Origin of the sequence: Gordonia mangrovi, assembly GCF_024734075.1 — a bacterium.
Taxonomy (GTDB): domain Bacteria; phylum Actinomycetota; class Actinomycetes; order Mycobacteriales; family Mycobacteriaceae; genus Gordonia; species Gordonia mangrovi.
This window is the reverse complement of record NZ_CP102850.1, coordinates 4,511,446-4,535,951: the sequence shown is the minus strand read 5'-3', so window position 1 is coordinate 4,535,951 and position 24,506 is coordinate 4,511,446. Positions and strand designations below refer to the sequence as shown.

The following is a 24,506-nucleotide window of genomic DNA, read 5'->3' as shown; positions in this document are numbered from 1 at the left end:
GGCCGGCGGGTCAGAGCTTGAGGTCGCGGTCCGGGTTGTCGTCGGCGTCGCGGGCAGGCTCAGCGGCATCGGGTGTGGCCGGTGTGACCGGTTGCGGTGGGGCCCAGTCGCCGATCACCGGCGGGCCGACCAACGGCAGGGTGCCGACGATCTCCGCGCCGTTGTCGGTGGTGTGCAGATAGTGAGCGGATTTGTGCTCGGTGTCGTTGGAGCCGCGGCCGCGACCGCCGCCATGGGGCGCACCCATCGGCGCTGCTCCCGCCCGACTCGGACCGGCACCGACCGGTGTCGTCGGCGGTGTGCCAGACGCGGGCGCGACGGCGCCGGGCAGCGCCGCGGACAGACGTCGCGACAGGGCTGAGGGGTTCGCTCCGCTCGAGCCCCCCGATCCACCGGCCGACGAGCCTCCGGCTCCGCCACCAGCGAGTTTTGCGCCACCGGCACCGGCCGCTGCACTTCCGGGCATCATCATCGCCGCCGGCGACACCGTGCTGCTCGACGAGTCGGGGCTGCCGAGGCCGCCGCGGGACAAGCTGTCGAGGCCCTCTCCCCCACCGCCGCCGGTGCTGCTGGCCTCGCCCAAGGACAGTGGGGTGTCGCCGCCGGCCGTTGCGCCGGCTGACGTTGCCGGCTCGGCCGAGGTCCCGCCGGCGGGGGGCGTCGTCGGCGTCGTGGCGGGGGGCGCGCCGTAGTCACCCATGTCGGTGGCCGCAGCCGCGGACGACCGCGCCGCCGCGCTGGTCCCACTGCTGCCGCCGGACCCGCCACCCCCGGTGCCGGCAAGCAGACCCTCGCCGCCGACCATACCGGCCGGCCCAAGACCGTCACCGGCCGAGCTCATCGGGCCGTTGTAGGTCTCGGTCATCAGCAGTCCGGCCCGGGTCATCGCGCCGAACGCGTCGCCCAACGGGTTCATGAGCTCGCCCTGCAGTTCCATGAGCGGTCCGCGCTGGGCCTGCGAGGCCAGCAGGACAGATTGCGCATTCACCAGCGCGTCGATGCCGGGCTGGGCCTTGGCCGCCGCCGACACGATCTCGCTGGAGATCTGCCGGGCGGCGTCTTCGCTGGATGACGCCGCGACGCCCTGCAGGCTGTCGCCACCAAAGCGGAACAGGCTCTGTGCCGCCTCGTTTGCTCCGGTGATGGCCTGAGCCAGCGCTTGCGCATCGGCGGCCGCCGATTCCGGACCCATGGATTCCAGACGAGAGAGGATCTGCTGAATCGCGACAAACCAATTGGTGTTGCCGCCCCCGACCGCCCCCGTCATCGTCCCTCCGTCCCCGACTCGCCCCACGGACATCCGTGTCACCGGATCTGGCCCGCTATGCTACAGACACTTCGAGCGGATCACGCCACACCACTCGCAAGCGTTGACGCTTGGAACCACATCGGGGGTCTGTGCGTCCAAACCAACGTGGGGAGGAAACCGTGAGCGGCGGACAAAAGGCGTCCGACTATGTCCTGGAACCCTGTGTCGCGATGCCCGAATCAAGCCTGCGCCGGATCAGCGCGACTGGGGGCAGCCGGTTGATGGGATCGGCGTGCTCTCCGAGAAGGGGATGTGGGAAGCAAGGGCGAAGGCGGCGGAGGAGGCGGCGGACCGATTGCGCACGTGCCAAGAGACTGCATCCCGCATTGCTCAAGCCAACTACCTCGGTGAAGGTTGCGAAGAGGGCAAGAAGCTGCGGGCAGGCCTGCTACGAGCGATTGCTGAGCCCCAGGGCTGGTTCGGCAGTCTGGACAAACAGGTTCATGCTCTGCAGAACCTCGCTGAACAGTGCAGAGAGGCGGCAGCGAAGCTTCAGGACGCCGACCAAACCACGGCGACTCAAAATTTCCCAAACGGATAAAAGGGAAACTGGAAGTGAAGCGACTCGTCGGCATACTCGTCTGCGCGCTAATTTCTGTCACCCTTGGCTGCTCCGATCAGGACGTGTCTAGCGCAGAGGACAGCCCGTCTTCAATTAATAATAGCGACAATACTACTCAAATCCGACAAACCGACGATAATGGTAAGCCATTGCCATTTACAAACAAGTTCGGCAAGCGCTGGAACAGTTCGAACGACGGCACCACGTACGAATCATGCACGTCAGTGACCGAGTCCACGGCGATCTCACAAGGACTTGATCCGGCTTCAGTAAAAGACGCAGCAACGGTTAATGGACAAACACTTAGAGGGTGCGCCTGGAAGTTCGCTGATCCCGAGATGAGGAACTGGTCTGCCCATCAAATGGTGGCCGACTTCAGCGGTCTAGAGCAATACCGTCGAGACAACAGTTTCTTCGAATGGTTTCCAGACAGCCAGATATCGGGTCGCACCGTTGGCATTGCATCACTAAACGCTGGCGACTGCTTCACGTATGTTCAGTCGATGGGTTCTGGCGTCATAACTGGAATCACAGTCGGCTCCCTCCCCAAACCCCCACTGACCGAAATCTGCCAACGCGCAATCGATCTCACCAAGGCAACCATCGACAAAATCCCAGAGTGACCCGATCCGAGTGAGGTGGACGTGCCGGAAACCGGAACGCTCTACTCACTCCCCGACTCGACCCACGGACATCCGTGCCACCGGATCTGGACCGCTATGCTACAGACACTTCGAGCGGATCACGCCACACCGCTCGCAAGCGTTGACGCTTGGAACCACATCGGGGGTCTGTGCGTCCAAACCAACGTGGGGAGGAAACCGTGAGCGGCGGACAGAAGGCGTCCGACTATGTCCTGGAACCCTGTGTCGCGATGCCCGAGATCAAGCCTGCGCCGGATCAGCGCGACTGGGGGCAGCCGGTTGATGGGATCGTCGTGCTCTCCGAGAAGGGGATGTGGGAAGCAAGGGCGAAGGCGGCGGAGGTGGCGGCGGACAAGCTTCGCGATTGCCTCAACACCGCGTCGCAGATCGCGGCGGCAAACTACTTCGGGCGAGACTGCGAGGAAGGCGGGTTCCTGAGGGACCGCCTCAGATCGAGTATCGCCAGTGACGCCGGATGGGCTGGCGCGATAGACCGGCAAATTAGCGAACTGATGGAACTCGCACGGAAGTGCGCAGAAGCAGCAGAAACCCTGGAATCACAGGACCGCTCGTCAGCGGCCAACTTTGCAGAGAAGAAGTAGATCGTCGCGAATGGGAAATCGTGGACTGTTTGCAGCGCTAGTTGCACTTGCCGCATTCTCCGCCAGCTGCTCACAACCGGGAGATCTGACACCTGAATCTGCCCAAATGGATTCGACTAGACCCACTGAGTCATACGTTCGACAGACGGACTCACATGGTCTCCCCCTCCCGTTCGTGAACAAAATGGCGAAGCGATGGAACTCCTCAAACGATGGCTCGCCGTATGAACCGTGCACGGCAATGGATGAGAGTACGGCCGCGGAACTAGGCTTAGACCCTGGCTCTGTGAAGGACGCTGCCAAAGTCGACGGGCAAACGTTGAGGGGGTGCGAATGGCGATACATAGACCCCGAGGAGTGGTCATGGTCTGCCTACCAAATGGTGGCAGACTATGACAGCCTTGCCGACTATAAGAACTTGAACCCGACATTCAATTGGCTAGAGAGCCAGAACCTCGAGTCGCGTAGCGTGGGAGTTGCCTCACTGAACTCTGGGCAATGTTTCACGTACGTGCAGTCCCTCGATTCCGGGGTCGTCAGCGGGGTGGGTTATGCCGGGCTCCCCAATCCCCCACTCGCCGAAATCTGCCAGCGCGCAATCGACCTCACCGAGGCAACAATCGACAAGATCCCGGAGTGACCCGACCCGAGTGAGGTGAACGTGCCGGAAATCGGAACGTTCTACTCACGCGGCACGAAAGGTCACGGTTCGTCGGGGAGGCGGAGTTCGGGCTTCTCGAGTTCCTCGATGTTGACGTCCTTGAAGGTGATGACGCGGACCTGCTTGACGAAGCGGGCGGGGCGGTACATGTCCCAGACCCAGGCGTCGGACATGCGGAGTTCGAAGTAGATCTCGCCTTCGGTGTTGCGCGGCACCATGTCCACGGAGTTGGCGAGGTAAAAGCGCCGCTCGGTCTCGACCACGTAGGTGAACTGTCCGACGATGTCCTTGTACTCCCGATACAAGGAGAGTTCCATCTCGGTTTCGTACTTCTCGAGATCCTCAGCACTCATTCGTCAAGCCTATCGTGGTCGGGTCGGGGTCGGAGGTCGCGCGAGAGGCGACATTTCGGTAGGACATTCGGTGTTGTGGCGACGGTCCGTGGCGGTCCAGGCACGCCATGTGATGCGACGTGCTGTAGCCCTTGTGAACGGCGAAATCGTAGCCGGGCAGGTCCTGATCCATCGCCACCATCAGCCGGTCGCGGGTCACCTTCGCGATGATGCTGGCGGCGGCGATACACGCCGCGGCGCCGTCACCGCCGATCACCGGCAGCGACGGAACGGTCAGCCCCGGCACCACGAAACCGTCGGAGAGGACGTAGCCGGGCGTCACGTCGAGTCCGGCGATCGCCCGGCGCATCCCCTCGATGTTGGCGACATGGATGCCGATCCGGTCGATCTCCTCGGCCGGGATCACCACCGCATGCCAACTCAGCGCGTACTTCGTGACCGCCTTGTAGAGCTGCTCGCGGGTGGCCTCGCTCAGCCGCTTGGAGTCGTCGAGGTCGGCCAACGACGTCAGCTGGGTGGGCTTGAGGACGCAGGCGGCAACCACCAGCGGCCCCGCACACGCACCTCGGCCGGCCTCGTCGACACCGGCCACCGGGCCGAGCCCGTTGCGATGCAAGGCGAACTCGTAGGTGCGCAGGCTCGCTGCCCGTCGGATCGGGAATCTCGGCGGCCACCGGCTCATCGGTCAGGCTCCCACATCACAACTGCGCTCTCATGACTGCGGGTTGTCCGAGGACACACCACCGATCCTCGAGAAGGGATAGATGATGAATTGCACCTTGCCACGGATGTCGTCGACCGGAACGGTGCCCCGGTACTCGTCCTCCATGTGGAACCGGGAGTCCGCGGAATTTGCCCGGTTGTCGCCCATCACCCACACGTTGCCCTCCGGAACCTCGATCGGGCCGAAGTCGGGGCCGTAGCAGGCGTTGGGCTGACCGTCCGGATTCGCTGCGAACTCGTTGCCCGCGGCCACGTCCTGGGCCTGCAACTGCTTGTCCACATACGGCTCGTCGAGCGGCTGGCCGTCGACGGTGACACCCACATTGTCGGCATTGCGACACTCGACGGTCTGGCCGCCGGTGGCGATCACCCGCTTGACGAGATTGTTCTCGTCCGGCGGGGCGAACCCGAACCATGACAGACCGTCCTGGATCTTGTGCACCACCGGATTATCCGAGCGCGGTGACAGCCAGGCCCCATCCCATGATTCGGTCGGAGCCTTGAACACCACCACGTCACCGGGTTCCGGCTCGCCGAAGCGATACGACAGCTTGTCGATGACGATCCGGTCGTTGGTGCATCCCGTACAACCATGCAACGTCGGTTCCATCGATTCGGACGGAATCACGTACTGCCGGCCGACGAAGGTCTGCAGCAACCAGGTGAGCAGCAGAACACAGCCGATGATGATGACGGCTTCCCGCAGAAGCGAGCCACGCTTCTCCGGCTCGTCCTTCTTGCTGCGCCAGGGGCGCTCGTCCGGGTGCTGACCGTCGCCATCCCAGCCGTAGTCCTCGGGGTGCGAGGACCGATCGGCAGACGACCGCTGCCCGCCGGGATCGGATTCGTTACCGGTGGAGTGAGAGTCGGCCACGTCGTCAGGGTAGACGCGTCAGCGCTTTTCCTTGATCTTGGCTGCCTTGCCGCGCAGATCGCGCAGGTAGTACAGCTTCGCGCGACGCACGTCACCGCGGGTGACCACGTCGATCTTGGCGAGGTTGGGGCTGTGCACCGGGAAGGTGCGCTCAACGCCGACGCCGAAGGACACCTTGCGCACGGTGAACGTCTCGCGGATTCCGCCACCCTGGCGGCGGATCACGACGCCCTTGAACACCTGGACACGCTCCTTGGTGCCCTCGATGACCTTGACGTGGACGTCGAGGGTATCGCCGGGTGCGAATTCGGGGATGTCGTCGCGAAGCGACTGCTTGTCGAGGAAGTCGAGGGTGTTCATCGTGGTTGGTCCAATCTGGCGTGTGCGCTGAACAGAGGAACCTGGCGGCCCCGCACATGAACTCCCGAGACGTCGGGGATCATCTGTGAGGTTCGACCGGTTCGTGCTCCGAGTCGTTGGGTGCGCCCGGGCCGGGTCCGTCCGGAGGTTCGCTCCGAGCCGGGACATCGTCGCCAGGCAACCCGACTATTGTGCCAGAGAGACCCCGGTGAGGTGAAATCGCCGGTGGCGGGGGTGCCGGATGCACCATCTGGTTCAGCCGGTCCTCGGTGGCCGCGCGCACATGCGGCAACACGTCGGGCCGACCGGCGATGAGATCCTGCACCAGGATCTTCGCCCGGACGAACGGCCGGCGCAGGGTCCGCTCCCGGGCGATCGCCCGTTCGAGTTTGCGCGGCCGGGACAGGTACCGCCACCGCGCCCACGGTGAGGTCGGTCGGGCCAACCGCACCACCCCGACGATCAGCAGCGGCCACGCGAACACGCCGATGACCCCGGTCCACACCTTCCCCTTGAGCACGACGAGCGCAGCCAGACCCAGATTCAGCACAGCGGCCGCCACGTCGACGACCGCGGTGCGGCCCACGCGAAGGCCATCGAGCGCGTCGAAGTAGAGGTCCAGCGGCCGGAAACCGAGCAGGATCATGCCGGTCGCCGCCAGCGCGATGAAGACCGCGTCGACCGACGTCCGTCCCTCGTGGGACCAGTACACGTCGCGCAGATAGAAGATGAGCGCGAACTCGTCGAGGATGAGTGCCGCGCCCACACCGAACAACCCCGCCAGCACCGTCATGACCGGCTGTTCGCCGCTCACCGCGAACGCGATCAATCCGAGCCCCGACAGCAACGTGAGCACCACACCGAACACCATGTGATGGATGTGGGTGTCACCTGCGGTGACGTTCGAGAACCACCACCGCACGTCGGCGCGGATCAGGCGCACACTGATCCGGATCCCCACGAACCCGACGATCAACCCGAGAAAGAACACCAGCAGGGGCAACCGCCCACGATCGATGATGTCGTGGTTCAACCAGTCCGAGGCCCCTCGGGTGAGCCAATCGTGCACAAGCCCAGGTTAGTGGCGTAACTCAGCCGGCGTAACGGGTGAGCACGCTGCGCACCGCGACGGGGCCACGGCACGCGACAGCCCCCTCGTAGGCGGCATCGCGCAGCCGGTCTCGCGCGGGCCGCCCGCCACGATCTGCCCCGATCACGTGCGCGACGCAGTTGATCGCCCGGGCCTGGAAGAACGCGCGCTCCCGGGCGGCGTGATCACCGCGCCGGCGCGCGGCGAACGCGCGTTGCTCGTACTGCGACAGCAGACTGTTGACCTGAAGTCGAGCACTCGGCGCCACGGACCCGCGTTCCCGCAGCTCGGTGAGCGCCGCCGTCACCTCGGTGTCGTCGCCCGCGTCGACTGCCGACATCACTGTGATGGCGAGGAAGTACAGACATGGGGTCAGATCGTCGTCGCCCACCCGCTCCACCAGATCGGCGAGCTCCGCATCCACGCGGTCGATGCGATGGCTCATGCCTGATCCACCTGCGGATCGTCGGCGAACTCCGACCCGACGTCGTCGTAGCCGTGCGCGCTGGGCGCGAACAACTGTGTGTCGGAATCGGCGATGGACGCGACGGTGTCGGCGTCCATCGGGGTCGCGGCGGCGATCGCTTGCGGACGGATGCCGTGGCGGGCCATGTGCTCGACGATGGCGAGCTCGGCGGCCTGACCGTCACCGACGAGGGTCTCGCCTGCGGCGATCCCGACACCGTCGCGCTCATACGGGTAACACTCGTCGGTGCCGACCACGAGCGTGCGTGAGCCGTCGGGTCCACGGCCGACGCCGACGGCCAGCCGCACCGATCCGGTCACCGAGGCGGGCAACGCGGACTGCAGCGCGGCCGCGCGTCGCTGCAGCCATTCGGTATCGGTTGCGCTGATGTCCGCGGACTCGGCGACGCCGGTGGCCGCGTGCGTCCCGGCGAGCACACCGGCACCGGCCGCGATCGGGCCCAACGCGGAGAAGGGCATCATGCCGCTGGTCGCCGCGGGCGGATGTGCCCCGTCGTGCCGGCCGGCATCGGCCGCCTGCTCGGTGTAGTCGTCACCGGCTGCGGTGAGCGCCATGCGTCCCGCTCCGGCGGCCATCACCCGGGCGGAGGACTCGTCACCGAGCGACGACAGGAGGTCACCGCGCAGTCGTTCGCGATCGGCTACCGACGCGATCACGGCCATGTCGTTGTGAGTGGTGACCGCGGCGGTCGCATACCGATCGAGAGCGTCGGCGGCGGACTCCAGACGGGCCACGGTGCGTGGCAGCGCGGTGTCCGGCGAGGCGACGAGGGCGCGGTGCCCGGCAACGATGCCGTCATGAAACACACCGGCCCCGCTCACGCTACGCCGGTGGGCCGTGTCCAGCTCGGCGGCTACGGAGCTGATCTGCGCGGCCAGCCGACGACAGCGTGCCGCGGAGTCACGCAGCGCCGCCACATCGGCGGACGGCCACCGGCCGGGTGTGAGCTCGTCGGCCAGGGCGCGGATCTCCGGCGGCACCGGCACCGGTGTGACCGCAGCCGTCACCGGTCGTCCCTCGTGAGACTCAGCGCGACGTCGTGGTCGGCCGTGTCGAGGTCGCGGATGCCGCGGCGGATCAGCGCACGATGTCGGTCCAGCTCAATGGCGGCCGATTGCACCTCGCGCCGGATCGCGTCGGCCTGAGACGCGAAGCCGGACCGGAACGCACGGGCTGCCTCATCGACACCGATCGCCGCATCCGCGTCACTCAACGCCGAGTCCAGCTCACTCATCAGGCGGCCGATGTGCAGGTGGGCGGCACCCACCCGCTCGGACAGCTCGGCCAGCTCCGCCAGGTCGGCCTGCAACCGACCGCCGCCCGACCCTGCGGCCGCTTGGTTGGACATGACTGCTCCCCCGTCTGTCGTGTCAGCTCTGATGATCCTCGCGGATGTCGGCATAGTCCGGTGATGGTTGGACGGCTGCCGACAGGATCTGGTTCCGCTGATGGTGAAGCCGCTGGTCGGCCTCGGCAACGAGAGTGGTGATCTGTGCCGACAACTGTTCGGCTCGGTAGCGCCGCATGGCACGCGGGTCGATGCTCAGATCCACCAGCAGCCCGCGGGCGTCGACCGTCACCGACACCAACTTGTCGGCGCTCGTGGCGTGCGCGGTCACCCGCGCGACGGCCTCGCCCACGCGGGTCAGCTCGGCACGCTGACGGTCGAGTTCGTCGAGCATGACCGACCACCGATCAGACACGTGACCCCCTCCCCGGTGTGATCGATCGTATCGGCAGCATCGGCGGCCCGAGAACCGCCATCGGCTCAGCGCGGTTCGTCGCTGGGCGGGACACTGCTCGCCTCGTCGGCGGGCAACAGGTCCGGGCGACGTTCGCGAGTGCGTTCGAGCGCCTGTTCATGGCGCCATGCCGCCACTTTCGCGTGGTCCCCGCTGAGCAGCACCGGTGGGACCTCGAGGCCGCGCCAGGACACCGGGCGGGTATAGCTGGGCCCTTCGAGCAAGCCGTCGGAGAACGAATCCTCTTGGTGCGATTGGGGATTACCGAGTACCCCGTCGAGCAGTCGCACGGTGGCCTCGATCATCGCCATGGACGCGACCTCGCCGCCGATGAGGACGAAATCTCCCAGCGACACCTCTTCGACGCGCACCCGCCGACCCGCGTCGTCAAAGACACGCTGGTCGATGCCCTCGTAGCGGCCACAGGCGAAGACCAGATGCGATTCGCGGCTCCAACGCTGGGCCGTCGCCTGGGTGAACGGCACACCGGCCGGTGTGGGCACCACCAGTAGGGCGTCGTCGGGACACACGTCGTCCAGGCATGGCCCCCACACCTGGGGTTTCATCACCATGCCGGGGCCGCCGCCGTACGGTGAATCGTCGACGCTGCGGTGGACATCGTGGGTCCACTCGCGCAGGTCGTGGACGTCGACGCTGATCCGGCCGGCGTCGATCGCCTTGCCCAGCAGGGCCACCCGCAGCGGGTCGAGATACTCGGGAAAGATGGAGACGACGTCGATGCGCATCGTCACGGCTCGAGGTCGTCGAGGTCGTCGATGAGGCCGGCGGGCGGGTCGATGACGATGCCGTTCCGGGACACGGTCGGGACGATCTCGCGCACGAACGGTATGAGCACTTCCCGGTCATCAGGGGTCCGGACCGCGAGTACATCGCTGCCCGGCAGATGCAGGACGGAGGCGAGGACACCGACCTCGGCACCGTCGACCGTCGTGACCGGCAGACCCTCGATCTCGTGGTCGTAGAACTCGTCGGGGTCATCGCCCGAATCGACCGCGGAGCTGTCGATCACGAACAGCACCCCGCGCAGGGCATCAGCGGCCGTCCGGTCGGACACCTCATCCAGCGACAGCAACAGCCGCCCGGCATGCTGCCGGGCGGCTGTCACGGTGAAATTCTGCTCGCCACCGCCACGCGGCCGCCGTCCGTGCAGGACGGTGCCGGGCGCGAATCGGGCCTCCGGATCATCGGTGCGGATGTCGACGACGACTTCGCCGCGGACACCGTGCGACTTGGCCACGCGGCCAATCACGAGATCCATCGTGGAGGTGTCTCGGTCAGCGGTCGGTGTCGACGATGTCCACACGCATCCCGCGGCCACCGATGCCGCTGACGAGGGTCCGCAGCGCGGTGGCCGTGCGGCCGTTGCGGCCGATCACCTTGCCCAGATCCTCGGGATTGACGTGCACCTCGACCAGCCGGCCGCGACGTCCGGTGATCATCTCCACGCGGACGTCATCGGGGTTGGCAACGATACCGCGGACGAGATGCTCGACCGCGTCGGCGACGACAGCGCTCACGCGTCACCCTGGGCGGCCGGGACCTGGTCTGCCGGAGCCTGGTCGGCGGGAGCCTCGGCGGGGCGGACTTCTGCGGCCGCGTCGTCGGCGTCGGCCTTCTTGGCGGCCTTCTTCTTCGGAGTGGTCGCCTCGGCGACCGGCTCGCTGTCGGCAGCGGCGAGGGCGGCGTTGAACAGGTCCAGCTTGGACGGCTTCTCGGCCGGCGTCTTCAGGGTGCCCTCGGCGCCCGGCAGACCCTTGAACTTCTGCCAGTCACCGGTGACCTTCAGGATGGCCGCGACGGGCTCGGTCGGCTGCGCGCCGACGCCGAGCCAGTACTGTGCGCGCTCGGAGTCGACCTCGATCAGGCTCGGCTCTTCCTTCGGGTGGTACTTGCCGATGGTCTCGATCGCCCGGCCGTTGCGGCGGGTCCGAGAGTCGGCGACGACGATGCGGTACTGCGGGTTGCGGATCTTGCCGAGCCGCGTGAGCTTGATCTTGACAGACATGTCTTCTTCTTCCAGTGGTCACTGCGCAATTCAGCGGCCCGCCCGGAGTGACGGGCCCGGTTTTGCGTTCTGTTTCGGTGTGACCGCCGGTCGGTACGTAACCGGATCCGGCGAACCAGCGTGCAATTCTGCCAGATGAGAGGGGCAGATCGGAAATCGCGCGAGCGGGTTCGACATGTGGTTACCCACCCCGCTGAAGGTAACCACATGTCACGCATTCGAGCGTCGAGCCCCTCATCCCGCCCGACTCGGCGGCCTCCCCCGACCGTTCCCGAACCGCGAGCTGAATGCCGGCTCCGACGTCGCGAACCCTGTTGCGCAGCGCTTACTTTACCAGCCGGTAAGTTAGCGTCACCAGCCGACAATGCGTGTGTTGGATCACACGAATACGTCACAGTGTCGCCATGACCTGCAGTTACCCAGAACCGGGCGCTATCACACCGTTAGCCCGGAGCAAACGATCTCCCGGGGCCGTCGCAGCGTGGTCAGGTCGACGCGCGGGTCGTCATCGAGCACCAGGAAGTCCGCGGGGTCCCCGTCATCGAGCACACCCGCGCCCAGCCACTCGCGCGGCGCAACGGATGCGGCGTACAGCGCGTCGCGTGCACCGAAGCCGACCGCGGCCATCGCGTCGATCTCGTCGACGATGCGGCCGTGCTCGACGAAGCCGCCGGCATCGGTGCCGGCGAACATCGGCACACCCGCCTCCCGTGCCGCCGCGAAGACCGCCCCGGCGTTCTCGTACAGCTTGCGCATGTTGGCCTGGTAGGTCGGGAACCGGTCGGCGCCGTCGGCGATGCCGGGGAAGTTCTCCACCTGGATCAAGGTGGGCACCAACGCGATCGAGCGGTCCACCATCGCGTCCATCAGATCGGTGGTGAGCCCCGTGCCGTGCTCGATGCAGTCGACCCCGGCGGCGATGAGATCGGGCAGGGCGTCCGCCCCGAACACGTGCGCCGTGATCCGCGCGTCCTCGGCATGGGCCGCGGCCACCGCGGCGTCGAGCTGACCGCGTGTCCACAGCGGGGCGAGGTCGCCGACCTCACGGTCGATCCAGTCGCCGACGATCTTGACCCAGCCGTCGCCGTCGCGGGCCTGTCGGGTCACCTCGGCTGCCAGCTCGTCGGGATTTTCCAGGTCCACGCCGTAGTCCCGCAGATACCGTTTGGGCCGCGCGATGTGCTTGCCCGACCGGATGAACCGGGGGGAGCCCGGATCGCCATCGAGCGGATGGGTGTCCAGCGGCGAGCCGACCTCACGGATGAGCAGGGTGCCCGCACGTACGTCGGCGCGCGCGTACTCGCGCGCCTGCTCGATGGTCACGCCGAGCCCCGGTGCGATACCGACGTGGTTGTGCGCATCCACCAGCCCCGGGATGATCCAGCCACCGTCGACAGCGGTCTCGGCGCCGTGGACCGGTTCCCGGGTGATGAAGCCGTCCACCACCCACAGGTCGATCTGATCATCGGTGAACGGGTCGATGCCGCGGTAGTGACGTGCGTCCTGGGTCGGCACGGCCCCGGTCACTTCTTCTTGGGGTTCTGGAACTGTGAGACGTCGATGCCCTCGAGCCCGGGTGGCAGTTCATCGAGACCGGCCGGCATGTTGGACAGGTCGGGGAACCCACCCGGCATGCCGGGCATACCGGCCATCCCCGGAAAGCCTCCGCGCACCTTCGGCGGGGTGGGACCGCGGTTCTTGCCCTTGCCCTTCTTGCCCTTGCCCTTTTTGCGGTTGACCTTGCGGCCACCGCCCATACCCATCCGGCCGGACATCTGCGCCATCATCTTGCGCGCCTCGAAGAACCGGTCGACGAGCTGGTTGACCTCACTGACGGTGACGCCGGAGCCGTTGGCGATCCGCAACCGCCGCGAGGCGTTGATGATTTTCGGGTTGTCCCGCTCGGCCGGGGTCATGCCGCGGATGATCGCCTGCACCCGGTCGAGCTGTTTGTCGTCGACCTGCGAGAGTGCGTCCTTCATCTGTCCGGCGCCGGGCAACATGCCCAGGATGTTGCCGATCGGACCCATCTTGCGAATCATCAGCATCTGGTCGAGGAAGTCCTCGAGGGTGAGCTCGCCCTGGCTGATCTTGGCGGCTGCCGCCTCGGCCTGCTGGGCGTCCCAGTGCTGTTCGGCCTGCTCGATGAGCGAGAGCACGTCGCCCATGCCGAGGATGCGGCTGGCCATCCGGTCGGGGTGGAAGACGTCGAAGTCGTCGAGCTTCTCCCCCGACGAGGCGAACATGATCGGCCGGCCGGTCACCTCGCGCACCGACAACGCCGCGCCGCCGCGGGCATCGCCGTCGAGCTTGGTGAGCACCACGCCGGTGAATCCCACTCCCGACTGGAACGCCTCTGCGGTGGTGACGGCGTCCTGACCGATCATGGCGTCGACGACGAAGAGCACCTCGTCGGGTTCGGTGGCCTGCCGGATGTCGGAGGCCTGCCGCATCAGTTCCTCGTCGATACCGAGTCGGCCGGCGGTGTCGATGACGACCACGTCGTAGTGCTGCGCCGTCGCCTCCGCCACGCCGTCGCGGGCCACCGCGACCGGATCGCCCGAGCTGACGGTGCCCAATTCGCCGGTCTGGCCGATGCTGGTGCCGGGGTCGGGTGCGAACACCTTGACCCCGGCGCGTTCCCCGACGATCTGCAGCTGCGAGACCGCACCGGGACGCTGCAGGTCGCAGGCCACCAGCAACGGCTGATGCCCCTGCTTCTTGAGCCAGTGACCGAGCTTGCCGGCCAAGGTGGTCTTACCCGCGCCCTGCAGACCGGCCAGCATGATGACCGTCGGCGGCTTCTTGGCGTACTCGATGCGGCGGGTCTCCCCGCCCAGGATGCCGACGAGTTCGTCGTTGACGATCTTGACGACCTGCTGCGCCGGATTCAGGGCCCCGGAGACCTCCGCGCCCTTGGCGCGCTCCTTCACCTTCGCGATGAAGCCACGCACCACCGGCAGCGAGACGTCGGCCTCCAGCAGGGCCAACCGGATCTCCCGGGCGGTGCGGTCGATGTCGGCATCGGACAGTCGTCCCTTGCCGCGCAGGTCCTTGAGCGCACTGCCCAACCGATCGGAAAGCGAATCGAACATTCTTCTAGTCTTCCATGCTCGTCATGCGGCACTCCGGGCGTGGCCCCAACTCGTTGGCCGGGTCGGCGTCAACTGATGGGCACGCCGGACCGGGCGGTACCACCATAGGCGTCGGGACCTTTGCCGTCGTCGTCGGAACGCGGTCGGGGCGGCGGGCATACGGCGATGATCTCGTCGGCCAGCGCCGTGCGGGCCTCGTCCCCGTCCTCGGGCAACTGCAGACAGAAGGTATCGACGACCGTGCTACCCAGCGTGGTGACCTTTGCCCAGCGGACCTGCGCCCCGTGCCGCTCGATCACCGCGCTGACCCGACTCAGCAACCCGAGCCGGTCGTCGGTGCGCAGCTCGAGGATCACCTCGCCGGCGTCGGGACCCGGGTCCGGGCCCGACGCGTCGGCGTCATGGTGGACCCACAGCACCCGCGGCGGCGCCACCGCGAACAACGCCGGTACCGCATTCTTGGGATGGCCGGCACCGTCGACGGCCGGATCGGTGCTGCCGGCCGTCGTCGCGGCACCGAGTGCTGCCGACACCGAACCGATCGTCGGGATCGGCGATTCTGCCTCGCGCGCATCGAGGCGCTTGAGCACGTCGATCTTGCCGTCCACCGCGGCCATGAGTTGCTGCCGGATCAGGCCGGCCTCGGGTGGACTGCCGAACATCGGCACCACCACGAAGGTGTTCACGGCGCTGCCCGCGTGGCTCTGCACCGTCGCCGAATGTGAACGCAGGCCGTTGAGGCTCAACACACCGGCCATCTTCGACAACAGACCGGCCGCATCCGGCGCCACCATGGTGACGCGGAAGGTGTGCGGCCCGTCGGCCTGCTCGATGTCGACCGAGAAGCCACCCGCCTCGGCCAGGGCGACCTGCTCCGCGGAGAGCGCCTCCGGACGGGCCAGCACATCGCCGTCGATGAGGCGGAACGCGCGTCGCACGAGTTCGTTGATCAGTGACGCCTTCCACTCCCCCCAGACCCCGGGGCCGGTGGCCAGCGAGTCGGCCTCCGCGAGAGCCGACAGCAACTCCAGCAGCACCCGGTTGTATCCGATTGTCTCGGCGACGAATTCGGCGGTGGCCGGATCGTCGAGATCGCGTCGCGTGGCGATACTCGGCAGCAGCAGGTGATGTCGCACCATCTCCGAGAGCACCGTGACGTCCTGCGGCCACAGCCCGAACCGGTTGCCGATCTGGATGGCGAGGTCCGCGCCGACGATGCTGTGGTCGGCCCCCCGGCCCTTGCCGATGTCGTGTAGCAACGCCCCGAGCACCAGCAGATCGGGACGCGACACCCGGGTGGTCATCGAGCCGGCATGTGCGGCGGTCTCCACCAGATGCCGGTCAACGGTCCAGGTGTGGATGGCATCGCGTGGTGGAAGATCGCGCACCGCACCCCATTCGGGCAGCAAACGGCCCCACAGACCGGTGCGGTCAAGTGCTTCGATGGGGTCGACCATATGGTGTCCGGCCCCGAGCAGCACCAGCAGATCGCTGAGCGCCTCGGCGGGCCAGGGCTCACGCAGTTCGGGCGCGTAGTCGGCCAACCGACTCAGTGTCGACGCGCTGATCGGCAGACCCGTGCGCGCCGACGCCGACGCGACACGCAGGATCAGACCGGGGTCTTTACTCGGGATCGCGTTGCGCGCCAACACGATTTCGCCGTTGTGCTCCACCACGCCCTCGTCCAGGGGTCGTCGGATCGGCGACCGCCGCAGTTTCGCCAGTCCGCGGCGCGGCAAAGCGTTACCGGCGGTACGCAAACCGACGTCGATGGAGTAGCTGATGGTTCGTGCGGCATCGCTGATCACCCGGGCGAGGTCGAAACGGTCACCGATGCGCAGCGCCGCCCCGATCTCGTCGGCATCCTGGGCACGGACCTGCTCGCGTGGGCGTCCGGCGATGCGGTGCAACTCGGTTCGGATGTCCAGCAACCGTGCATACGCCACCTGCGGACCCGCGCCCGGGGAGTCCGGACGCAGACTGGCCATGCCGTCGGTGAGCTGCGCGATCGCCAGCGCTCCCAGCAGCTGCACATCCCGCAGCCCGCCACGCCCGTTCTTCAGGTCGGGCTCGGCCCGATGGGCGATGTCCCCGGCTCGTCGCCACCGGTCCTGTGCGTGGGACACCACGGCGGGGAACCGGTCCCGGATCTCGGTGCGCCACTGCTGGCGGACGCCGCTGATCAGCAGGTTGGACAGGTCCTCGTCGCCGGCGATGTGGCGGGCCTCGAGCAGACCCATGGCCGCACTGACGTCCTCGGCGGCGACCTGCAGCGCCTGCGGCACGGTGCGCACGCTGTGGTCCAGCGCAATGTTGGCGTCCCACAACGGATACCAGAGTCCGTCGGCGACCTCGGCAACCTCGTCGGGAGGCATACCGTCGTGCAACAGGATCAGGTCCAGATCGGAGAACGGCAGCAACTCACCGCGACCGAGACCACCGACGGCGACGATGGCGTAGCCACTCTGCGGGCGCACACCGAGCTCGGCCCCTTTGCTGGTCAACCAGAACTCGTGGAGGTCGACGAGCACCTGCCGGAGACCGGGGGCATCGAGCTTGCCCGCCTGTCCCGACTGCAGGAGTTGCCGACGGGTCGCCGCGAGATCTGTTGCTGCCACGGGGTTCTTGCACTTCCTTCGTGATGGACACGACCCCGCGCCTGAAACGCCAGACGCGGGGTCGTGAATGTTGTCGAAAAGGGCGGGTGCCCTCGATCAGAGCGCGTCGCCGCCGCGCTCCCCGGTCCGAACTCGGACGACCGATTCGACCGGCGAGACCCACACCTTTCCGTCTCCGATCTTGCCCGTACGCGCCGCCTCGACGATCACGTCGACGACCTTGTCGACGGCCGCGTCGTCCACGACCACCTCGACGCGGACCTTGGGAACGAAGTCCACCGAGTATTCGGCGCCGCGATAGACCTCGGTGTGGCCCTTCTGCCGGCCGTAACCCTGGACCTCACTGACGGTCATGCCCAGGATCCCGGCCTGCTCGAGGCCGGCCTTGACGTCCTCGAGTGTGAACGGCTTCACGATTGCGGTGATCAGCTTCATGAGTTATCCCTCTCCACAGGAATCAGCGTAGTTGCGAACGTGCAGGGATTCATGCCAGTTCATAGGCCGTCTCCGCATGTTCTGCCTCGTCGATGCCGTTGTGCTCGTCCTCCTGGCTGATCTTCCAGCCGAGCGGCTTGAGAGCGAGGGCGATGAGAGTGGTCAGCACACCGGTGAAGACCAGCGCGAATGCGGCGATGACGATCTGCACGACGACCTGCTTGTAGTCGCCGCCCCAGAACAGGCCGACGTCCTTGGCGAGCAGTCCGACACCGACGGTGCCCCACAGACCGGCAACGAGGTGGACACCGACGACGTCGAGCGAGTCGTCGTATCCGAACTTGTTCTTCAGACCGATCGCGAGGGCGGCCAGCGCGCCGGCGATGACGCCGAGGATCAGCGAGCCGACCGGGGTCAGCGAACCACAGGCCGGGGTGATCGCGACGAGGCCGGCGACGATACCCGACGCGGCACCCACGCTGGTGGCGTGCTTGTCGCGGATGATTTCCACGGCGAGCCAGCCGATGATCGCGGCCGCGGTCGCGGCGGTGGTGTTCACCCACACCAGACCGGCGGTCATGTCGGCCGCGAGCTCGGAGCCCGCGTTGAAGCCGAACCACCCGAACCACAGCAGGGCTGCACCGAGCATCACGAACGGGATGTTGTGCGGACGGTAGGCGGTACGACCAAAGCCGGAACGAGCACCGATGATCAGCGCGAGCACGAGCGCAGCCATACCGGCGTTGATGTGCACCACGGTGCCACCGGCGAAGTCGATCGGCGCGACGTCGGCCTCACCGTCAGTGCTGCCGAACATCCATGCCGCGAAGCCGTCTTCGCCGCCACCCATGATGCCGCCGCCACCGACGAGACCGCCCCACACCATGTGCGACAGCGGGAAGTAGACGATGGTCGACCACAGCACGGTGAAGATCAGCCAGGTCGAGAACTTCACGCGTTCGGCCAGCGCGCCGCTGATCAGGGCGACGGTGATGACCGCGAAGGTCAGCTGGAAGCCGAGGAACACGATTGCCGGGATGGACATTCCGGCAGTCACGTAGGTCGTCGCATCTTCAGTACCCGCGGTGGCCGTCAGCTGGTCGGAGCCGAACAACGCGAACGGGTTGGCGAAGATACCGGCGATGTCGCTGTTGCCGGTGATGCCGTCGGAGAACGACATCGAGAATCCCCACAGCACATAGACCACACTGACCGTGGCCAGCGAGCCGAACGACATCATCATCATGTTCAGGACAGATTTGCCCCGAGCCAGCCCCCCGTAGAAAAAGGCGAGTCCGGGCGTCATCAGCAACACCAAACCCGCTGCGGCGAGCATCCACGCCGTATCACCGGGGTTGACTTCGCCAAAAACCTCTTCTGGCAGTGCCAAAACCACTTTGTGAAACCTCCCTCAGAGTGCGCCGACGGCTCGACGCCTGCACAGAGACTCTGTCGGCACACGGTTTCCGCCGTGGTGCCCTGAGGTTTCGGGCGTGTGAACCCGTGACCCTTTTATATTTCCTGCGTGTAACAGCCCTGTTCGTGGCTCAGCTGCTTCTCAGCCTTGTCGAAGGATGTCCGACAACACTTTCGCGTTGTCGGATCAGGATTGTGACTACAGCAAAGCGTCGACGAAGGCCTCCGGTTCAAACGGCGCCAGGTCGTCGGCGCCCTCCCCCAGGCCGACCAGCTTCACCGGCACGCCGAGTTCCTCTTGCACATGGAAGACGATGCCACCCTTTGCTGTCCCGTCGAGCTTGGTGAGCACCACACCGGAGATGTCGACCACCTCGGCGAACACCCGCGCCTGGGTGAGTCCGTTCTGCCCGACGGTCGCGTCGAGTACCAGCAGCACCTCGTCGACGGGCGCCTTCTTCTCCACGACACGCTTGACCTTGCCGAGTTCGTCCATCAGCCCCGTCTTGGTGTGCAGGCGACCGGCAGTGTCGATCATGACCACGTCGACGCCGGTGTCGATACCCTTGGCGACCGCGTCGAAGGCCACCGACGCGGGGTCGGCCTGTTCCTTGCCACGCACCACATCGGCGCCGACCCGTTCACCCCAGGTCTGCAGCTGGTCGGCGGCGGCGGCGCGGAAGGTGTCGGCGGCACCGAGCAACACGCGGCGCCCGTCGGCCACCAGCACGCGCGCGAGCTTGCCGGTGGTGGTGGTCTTACCGGTGCCGTTGACACCCACGACGAGGATGACGGCCGGTCCGCCGGCATGCGGCAGTGCCCGGACCGATCGGTCCAGCTCGGGCCAGAGTTGATCGACGAGCACGCGGCGCAGGGTCGCGCGCGCCTCGTCGGCGGTGCGCACGTTGTTGGCGGCGAGTTCGGTGCGCAGGCGTTCGACGACGGCCATCGTGGCCGTGGTGCCGAGGTCGGCCATCAGCAGCGTGTCCTCGATCTCCTCCCAGCTGTCCTCGTCGAGGTCGCCGGCGCCGAGGAGTCCGAGCATGCTCTTGCCGATCGCACCCTGCGACCGCGACAGTCGGCCGCGCAGTCGGTTGAGACGCCCGGCGGTCGGCGCGATCTCCTCCGTCGTCGCCGGGGTCGGCGCCACATCCGGTTCGGCTGCGGGTGCGGATTCGGTCTCGGTCTCGGGTTCGGCCTCGGCCGGGATGGTGTCGGGCAGGGTGTCGGCATCGGGCGCGGGCGCCTCGAAGAGCTCGGCCGGCGATTCGGGAACCTCGACGGTGTCGGGCGTCCGGGGTGTCGCCGCCGGGGCTTGGGCAGCCTCGGGCGTCTCGACAGCCGTGTCATCCACAACTGCCGTGTCATCCGCAACCGCCGTGTCATCAACTGCAGCGGGGTCGTCAACAACTGCCGTGTCCTCGTCGGCGGGCAGTGCGACGTCCTGGATGCCGCGTTGTGCCGAGTCGCGGGGCACCGACGCGTCGTCGCCGACGCCGGGCTGTCCATCGACCTCGGTCCGCTCGGTCGGTGGTACGGGTGCCGCGGGCGTGGCCGGTTCGGTGGGTGCCGTCGGCTCGGGTGGCTCGGCGAGCCCGACCCCACCGCCCTGGCTGAAACTGAACCCGGAACCGGCCTTGTATCCACCGGACTTGTCGACCTGACGGGTGGTGCCGTCGACCGCTCCCTGCGCTCCGGAGTCGTCCGACAGCGAGATCCGTCGGCGCCGCGACAACGCCACCCCGCCCGCGACCAGCGCGATGAGCACGAGGACGGCGATGACGATGCCGATGATGATGGGGGTGTTCACTGGCGATTCGCTTTCCGTTGGTTGTCGGTCGGGTGAACGCTGACGGTGCAGCTCACGTGATGCTCATGGCTCCTGGGTCTGCCGGCTCACCGGGACGTCGACCCCGCGCAGACGCTGCGAGATCACCGCGGTGATGCCGTCGCCGCGCATACTCACGCCGTACAGCGCGTCGGCGACCTCCATGGTCGGTTTCTGATGGGTGATGACGATCAGCTGCGACCGTTCGCGCAGTTGCTCGAACAGCGAGATGAGGCGACGCAGATTGGTGTCGTCGAGAGCCGCCTCCACCTCGTCCATCACATAGAAGGGCGACGGCCGCGCCCGGAAGATCGCCACCAGCATCGCGACGGCGGTCAGCGACTTCTCACCGCCGGACAGCAACGACAGCCGTTTCACCTTCTTGCCCGGTGGCCGCGCTTCCACTTCGATACCCGTCGTCAGCATGTCGCCCGGCTCGGTGAGGACGAGGCGGCCCTCACCGCCGGGGAACAGGGTACGGAACACCTCGCTGAACTCACGTTCGACGTCGGCGTAGGCCTCGGTGAACACCTGCAGGATGCGAGCATCGACTTCCTCCACGACCGCGAGCAGATCACGCCGGGCAGCTTTGACGTCCTCGAGTTGAGCCGACAGGAAGTTGTAGCGCTCCTCGAGTGCCGCGAACTCCTCGAGTGCGAGCGGATTCACCTTGCCCAGCGTGTTCAGGTCCTTCTGGGCCTTCTTCGCACGCGCCTCCTGCGCCTTGCGGTCGAACGGCATCGGCGCCGGTGCCACCACCGATTCGCCGCGTTCTCTCGCCTGTTCGTACTCCTGCATCTCGAGCGCGGACGGAGGCATCGGGACGTCGGGACCGTACTCGGCGATCAGGTCGTCAGGTGCAATAGCGAACGTCTCCAGGATCTGCTCTTCGAGTTGTTCGATGCGCAGCGCCGCCTGCGCGCGTGCCACCTCGTCACGGTGAACGGCGTCCTTGAGGCTGCTCAGCTGCGCGGTGAGCTCGTTGACCCGACGTTTCAGCTCGTCCACGGCGGTGGTTCGCTCGATCCGCATCTGTTCGAGTTCGTCCCGGCCGGCCTGCGCAGCCGCCACCGACACCTGGAGACGTTCCGAGACGTCGCGCGCGGACGCCGCGACGGCCTCGGCCACGGCGGCGGCCTGACGGCGGGCCCGGTCCTGACGCTCGGCGCGCACCCGCGCCTCGCGTTCGCGGACGGCCGCACGACGCAGGGAATCGGCACGTCCGCGCACCGAGGCCAACCGTTCCTCGGCGGTGCGCAGCTGCAGCCGCGATTCCATCTCGGCGGCCCGCGCGGTCGCCACGGCCTCGGCCGCCGCCGCCCGCGGCTCCTCGTCACCGACCTGCGCCGGCGCGGTCTCCGATTCGTCCTGGGCGTACCGCAGGCGCTCCTCGAGCTCCCGCAGGTTCTCCACCATCTCGGCCCGGCCCTGTTCGGCGTACGCGCGCTGACGCGTCAGGCGATCGGCCTCCGCGTGCGCGGCCCGGATCTCGTGGCCGAGCCGCGCCATCTCCTCGTAGGTCCCGCCGACGTTCGCGTCGGACTCATGCAGTGCGGCCAGCGCTTCTTCGGCGGATTCGCGGCGGGTGAGCTGTTCGGCGAGCGCACCGTCGAGCGCCGCCTCGATCTCCTCGTGCCGGCGGCGGGCCCCCACGAGCTGCTCGGCCGCGGCGTCGATGGACGACTGGACCTCCAGCGTCGACGGGCGGTGCGACGACCCGCCCTCGACCGAGCCCGGGCCGACCCGGTCGCCGTCCCGGGTCACCGTCCGCAGCCGGTGGCGCTCAGCGATGTCCAGACCTTGTTCGGCGTTCTCGACCACGACCGTGTCACCCAGAACGAGGTCCACTGCGCCGCGGATGGACTCCGGACACGTCACCACCGAGGCTGCCCAGCGTGCGCCGACGGGCAGGTCGATGTCGGAGGACGGTCCGACGGCCGGTAGACCACCCAGGATCAACGAGGCCCGGCCGCCATCGCCGGATTTCAGGGCCTCGAGGGCTCGGACGGCGGCGAGCGCGTCCACCGTCGCGATGGCGTCGACCGCGTTGCCCAGCGCGCCGGCGATGGCCGTCTCGAATCCGGCGTCCACGGTCACCAGTTCCGACATCGGTGCCAGCAGCCCGTCGGGTGCGTACTCCAGCAGCCAGGCGCCGCCGTCGTTGCGTTCCAGCCCGAGCTCGAGGGCCTCGATCCGAGCGGTGAGGGATGCGATGCGTTGTTCGGTCTCGCGCTGCTCGGCCTGCAGGGACGCGACCCGTTCGTTGGCCTGGTTGAGCGCGGTGACCGACCGTTCGTGGTGTTCGTCGAGCCCGTGCTCGGCCGCCTCGTGTTCCGCGAGGACGGTGGCGGTGGCGTCCTGCCGGGCCTGCGCGGCCTCCGCCCGTTCGTTGGCGGCGGCGATGGCCGCCGTCAATCGGGCCGCCTCGGCATCCACCGACTCGGATTTGGTGCGCAGGTTGCCGACCTGACCTTCGAGGCGGGCCAGGCCTTCGCGCCGGTCGGCGATGGCACGCACCGCAGCCATGTGGGCGCGCTCGGCCTCCGCGGCGGCCTCTTCGTACCGGGCCAGTTCCTCCTGCGTCGACTCCAGATACTCGGCGGCGGCCGCGACCGTCGCGCCGAGTTCGGCCTCGGTGGCGGCGGCCTGTTCGGCTTGTCGGTCGAGTTCCTCGGGATCGGGGCCGCTGCTGGTGGCGACGGGTTCGCTGAGATAGCGGGTGCGCTCGGCGGCCACGCGAGACGTGGCGTCCACCCGCTCGGCCAGCGCCGACAGCCGAAACCAGGTCTGCCCGGCAGCGGTCGCGGCGGGCGCGACCTCGGCCAGGTGACGCTCGTGTTCACCGAGTTCCTCGGTGGCCCGGTCGAGCAGTTCGGTCACCTCGTCCTGCTGGGCCCGCACCTCGTCCTCGACCGCGGTGTGTTCGGCCATCTCGGCGCGCCGGGTCACCAGATCGTCGGCGGCCAGTCGCAGGCGGGCGTCACGCAGGTCGGCCTGCACGGTCTGCGCTCTGCGGGCGACCTCGGCCTGTCGGCCCAGCGGCTTGAGTTGCCGACGCAGTTCGCCGGTGAGGTCGGTCAGCCGCGCGAGGTTGGCCTGCATCGAGTCGAGTTTGCGGACCGCCTTTTCTTTGCGCTTGCGGTGTTTGAGGACGCCCGCGGCCTCCTCGATGAAAGCGCGTCGCTCTTCGGGTCTCGCCTCCAGGATCGCCGCGAGCCGGCCCTGCCCGACGATGACGTGCATCTCCCGGCCGATGCCGGAGTCGCTGAGCAGTTCCTGGACATCCATCAGCCGGCACGAGTTGCCGTTGATCTCGTATTCGCCGGCACCGTCGCGGAACATGCGGCGGGTGACCGACACCTCGGAGTACTCGATGGGCAGCGCACCGTCGGAGTTGTCGATGGTGAGAGTCACCTCGGCCCGGCCCAGCGGCGGACGCCCGGAGGTCCCGGCGAAGATGACGTCTTCCATCTTGCCGCCGCGCAGCGCCTTGGCGCCCTGCTCGCCCATCACCCAGGTCAGGGCGTCGACGACGTTCGACTTGCCCGACCCGTTGGGGCCCACCACACAGGTGATGCCGGGCTCGAAGCGCAGCGTCGTCGACGACGCAAACGACTTGAAGCCCTTCAGGGTCAGGCTCTTGAGGTGCACGACGGTACAGAATACTCACCATCGCGCGGT

24 protein-coding genes are annotated in these 24,506 nt (G+C 67.4%); 3 read left to right on the top strand and 21 right to left on the bottom strand.

Annotated features, from left to right (window positions below):
• Window positions 1-10 precede the first annotated feature (10 nt).
• The gene (locus NWF22_RS20580; RefSeq protein WP_160902626.1) at window positions 11-1,267 is read right to left on the bottom strand and encodes a hypothetical protein; all 1,257 of its coding nucleotides are present in this window, start codon (window positions 1,265-1,267) and stop codon (window positions 11-13) included.
• 597 nt (window positions 1,268-1,864) lie between these two features.
• Between NWF22_RS20580 and NWF22_RS20575 the strand changes: the two genes are divergently transcribed.
• The 3 genes from NWF22_RS20575 (at window position 1,865) to NWF22_RS20565 (ending at window position 3,757) form a co-directional block, all read left to right on the top strand.
• Window positions 1,865-2,494, top strand: coding sequence for a DUF3558 family protein (locus NWF22_RS20575; protein ID WP_160902627.1), 630 nt, complete (start codon window positions 1,865-1,867; stop codon window positions 2,492-2,494).
• A 200-nt stretch (window positions 2,495-2,694) separates the two neighbouring features.
• Window positions 2,695-3,117: a hypothetical protein gene (locus NWF22_RS20570; RefSeq protein ID WP_160902628.1), complete on the top strand. Its 423-nt coding sequence runs from the start codon at window positions 2,695-2,697 to the stop codon at window positions 3,115-3,117.
• 10 nt (window positions 3,118-3,127) lie between these two features.
• Window positions 3,128-3,757, top strand: a complete 630-nt coding sequence (locus NWF22_RS20565; RefSeq protein WP_160902629.1) for a DUF3558 family protein — start codon at window positions 3,128-3,130, stop codon at window positions 3,755-3,757.
• Between the two features lie 62 nt (window positions 3,758-3,819).
• On the opposite strand, the gene NWF22_RS20560 is transcribed toward NWF22_RS20565, so the two are convergent.
• The 20 genes from NWF22_RS20560 to smc form a co-directional block, all read right to left on the bottom strand.
• Complete coding sequence (locus tag NWF22_RS20560; RefSeq protein ID WP_160902630.1) at window positions 3,820-4,131, bottom strand: DUF2469 domain-containing protein; 312 nt, start codon at window positions 4,129-4,131, stop codon at window positions 3,820-3,822.
• The gene (locus NWF22_RS20555) at window positions 4,121-4,813 is read right to left on the bottom strand and encodes a ribonuclease HII (RefSeq protein WP_160902631.1); all 693 of its coding nucleotides are present in this window, start codon (window positions 4,811-4,813) and stop codon (window positions 4,121-4,123) included. The genes NWF22_RS20560 and NWF22_RS20555 overlap by 11 nt, the downstream gene beginning before the upstream one ends.
• Window positions 4,814-4,843: 30 nt before the next feature.
• Window positions 4,844-5,728, bottom strand: a complete 885-nt coding sequence (gene lepB, locus NWF22_RS20550) for a signal peptidase I (RefSeq protein WP_160902632.1) — start codon at window positions 5,726-5,728, stop codon at window positions 4,844-4,846.
• 18 nt (window positions 5,729-5,746) lie between these two features.
• Window positions 5,747-6,088 (bottom strand): 50S ribosomal protein L19, encoded by a 342-nt coding sequence (rplS, locus tag NWF22_RS20545; RefSeq protein ID WP_160902633.1) that lies wholly within the window; start codon window positions 6,086-6,088, stop codon window positions 5,747-5,749.
• 79 nt (window positions 6,089-6,167) lie between these two features.
• Window positions 6,168-7,157 carry a hypothetical protein gene (locus NWF22_RS20540; RefSeq protein WP_160902634.1) on the bottom strand — a complete coding sequence of 330 codons (990 nt, stop codon included), beginning with the start codon at window positions 7,155-7,157 and terminating at the stop codon, window positions 6,168-6,170.
• 22 nt (window positions 7,158-7,179) lie between these two features.
• Window positions 7,180-7,623 carry a hypothetical protein gene (locus NWF22_RS20535; RefSeq protein ID WP_160902635.1) on the bottom strand — a complete coding sequence of 148 codons (444 nt, stop codon included), beginning with the start codon at window positions 7,621-7,623 and terminating at the stop codon, window positions 7,180-7,182.
• The gene (locus tag NWF22_RS20530; protein ID WP_160902636.1) at window positions 7,620-8,672 is read right to left on the bottom strand and encodes a hypothetical protein; all 1,053 of its coding nucleotides are present in this window, start codon (window positions 8,670-8,672) and stop codon (window positions 7,620-7,622) included. Before NWF22_RS20530 ends, NWF22_RS20535 begins: the two co-directional genes overlap by 4 nt.
• Window positions 8,669-9,013: a hypothetical protein gene (locus NWF22_RS20525; protein WP_160902637.1), complete on the bottom strand. Its 345-nt coding sequence runs from the start codon at window positions 9,011-9,013 to the stop codon at window positions 8,669-8,671. The genes NWF22_RS20530 and NWF22_RS20525 overlap by 4 nt, the downstream gene beginning before the upstream one ends.
• A 22-nt stretch (window positions 9,014-9,035) precedes the next feature.
• Window positions 9,036-9,368, bottom strand: coding sequence for a YbaB/EbfC family nucleoid-associated protein (locus NWF22_RS20520; RefSeq protein WP_258321227.1), 333 nt, complete (start codon window positions 9,366-9,368; stop codon window positions 9,036-9,038).
• 65 nt (window positions 9,369-9,433) lie between these two features.
• Window positions 9,434-10,153, bottom strand: a complete 720-nt coding sequence (gene trmD, locus NWF22_RS20515; protein ID WP_160902831.1) for a tRNA (guanosine(37)-N1)-methyltransferase TrmD — start codon at window positions 10,151-10,153, stop codon at window positions 9,434-9,436.
• A 2-nt stretch (window positions 10,154-10,155) separates the two neighbouring features.
• On the bottom strand, window positions 10,156-10,686 hold the full coding sequence (gene rimM / locus NWF22_RS20510) for a ribosome maturation factor RimM (RefSeq protein ID WP_160902638.1): 531 nt from the start codon (window positions 10,684-10,686) through the stop codon (window positions 10,156-10,158).
• 16 nt (window positions 10,687-10,702) lie between these two features.
• Window positions 10,703-10,945: an RNA-binding protein gene (locus NWF22_RS20505; RefSeq protein WP_160902639.1), complete on the bottom strand. Its 243-nt coding sequence runs from the start codon at window positions 10,943-10,945 to the stop codon at window positions 10,703-10,705.
• A complete protein-coding gene (gene rpsP, locus NWF22_RS20500) occupies window positions 10,942-11,433 on the bottom strand; it encodes a 30S ribosomal protein S16 (protein ID WP_160902640.1) in 492 nt (163 codons plus the stop codon). The genes NWF22_RS20505 and rpsP overlap by 4 nt, the downstream gene beginning before the upstream one ends.
• A gap of 435 nt (window positions 11,434-11,868) precedes the next feature.
• Window positions 11,869-12,948: an amidohydrolase family protein gene (locus NWF22_RS20495; RefSeq protein WP_258321226.1), complete on the bottom strand. Its 1,080-nt coding sequence runs from the start codon at window positions 12,946-12,948 to the stop codon at window positions 11,869-11,871.
• Window positions 12,949-12,956: 8 nt separating this feature from the next.
• Complete coding sequence (gene ffh / locus NWF22_RS20490) at window positions 12,957-14,528, bottom strand: signal recognition particle protein (RefSeq protein WP_160902642.1); 1,572 nt, start codon at window positions 14,526-14,528, stop codon at window positions 12,957-12,959.
• Between the two features lie 68 nt (window positions 14,529-14,596).
• Entirely contained in the window at window positions 14,597-17,215 is a 2,619-nt protein-coding gene (locus NWF22_RS20485) for a [protein-PII] uridylyltransferase (protein WP_160902832.1), read from the bottom strand.
• A 27-nt stretch (window positions 17,216-17,242) separates the two neighbouring features.
• Window positions 17,243-17,581, bottom strand: a complete 339-nt coding sequence (locus NWF22_RS20480; protein ID WP_004572306.1) for a P-II family nitrogen regulator — start codon at window positions 17,579-17,581, stop codon at window positions 17,243-17,245.
• 49 nt (window positions 17,582-17,630) lie between these two features.
• Window positions 17,631-18,977 carry an ammonium transporter gene (locus NWF22_RS20475; RefSeq protein ID WP_160902643.1) on the bottom strand — a complete coding sequence of 449 codons (1,347 nt, stop codon included), beginning with the start codon at window positions 18,975-18,977 and terminating at the stop codon, window positions 17,631-17,633.
• Window positions 18,978-19,196: 219 nt separating this feature from the next.
• A complete protein-coding gene (gene ftsY / locus NWF22_RS20470) occupies window positions 19,197-20,807 on the bottom strand; it encodes a signal recognition particle-docking protein FtsY (protein ID WP_160902644.1) in 1,611 nt (536 codons plus the stop codon).
• A 63-nt stretch (window positions 20,808-20,870) separates the two neighbouring features.
• Window positions 20,871-24,476, bottom strand: coding sequence for a chromosome segregation protein SMC (gene smc, locus NWF22_RS20465; protein ID WP_160902645.1), 3,606 nt, complete (start codon window positions 24,474-24,476; stop codon window positions 20,871-20,873).
• Between the last annotated feature and the right edge of the window lie 30 nt (window positions 24,477-24,506).

Excerpts from the sequence above, each read along its gene's own strand:
- rplS (WP_160902633.1), bottom strand. The coding sequence starts at position 6,088 with ATGAACACCCTCGACTTCCTCGACAAGCAGTCGCTTCGCGACGACATC.
- NWF22_RS20535 (WP_160902635.1), bottom strand. The coding sequence starts at position 7,623 with ATGAGCCATCGCATCGACCGCGTGGATGCGGAGCTCGCCGATCTGGTG.
- trmD (WP_160902831.1), bottom strand. The coding sequence starts at position 10,153 with ATGCGCATCGACGTCGTCTCCATCTTTCCCGAGTATCTCGACCCGCTG.
- NWF22_RS20525 (WP_160902637.1), bottom strand. The coding sequence starts at position 9,013 with ATGTCCAACCAAGCGGCCGCAGGGTCGGGCGGCGGTCGGTTGCAGGCC.
- NWF22_RS20580 (WP_160902626.1), bottom strand. The coding sequence starts at position 1,267 with ATGACGGGGGCGGTCGGGGGCGGCAACACCAATTGGTTTGTCGCGATT.
- rpsP (WP_160902640.1), bottom strand. The coding sequence starts at position 11,433 with ATGTCTGTCAAGATCAAGCTCACGCGGCTCGGCAAGATCCGCAACCCG.
- NWF22_RS20560 (WP_160902630.1), bottom strand. The coding sequence starts at position 4,131 with ATGAGTGCTGAGGATCTCGAGAAGTACGAAACCGAGATGGAACTCTCC.
- rimM (WP_160902638.1), bottom strand. The coding sequence starts at position 10,686 with ATGGATCTCGTGATTGGCCGCGTGGCCAAGTCGCACGGTGTCCGCGGC.
- NWF22_RS20480 (WP_004572306.1), bottom strand. The coding sequence starts at position 17,581 with ATGAAGCTGATCACCGCAATCGTGAAGCCGTTCACACTCGAGGACGTC.
- ffh (WP_160902642.1), bottom strand. The coding sequence starts at position 14,528 with ATGTTCGATTCGCTTTCCGATCGGTTGGGCAGTGCGCTCAAGGACCTG.
- NWF22_RS20565 (WP_160902629.1), top strand. The coding sequence starts at position 3,128 with ATGGGAAATCGTGGACTGTTTGCAGCGCTAGTTGCACTTGCCGCATTC.
- NWF22_RS20555 (WP_160902631.1), bottom strand. The coding sequence starts at position 4,813 with ATGAGCCGGTGGCCGCCGAGATTCCCGATCCGACGGGCAGCGAGCCTG.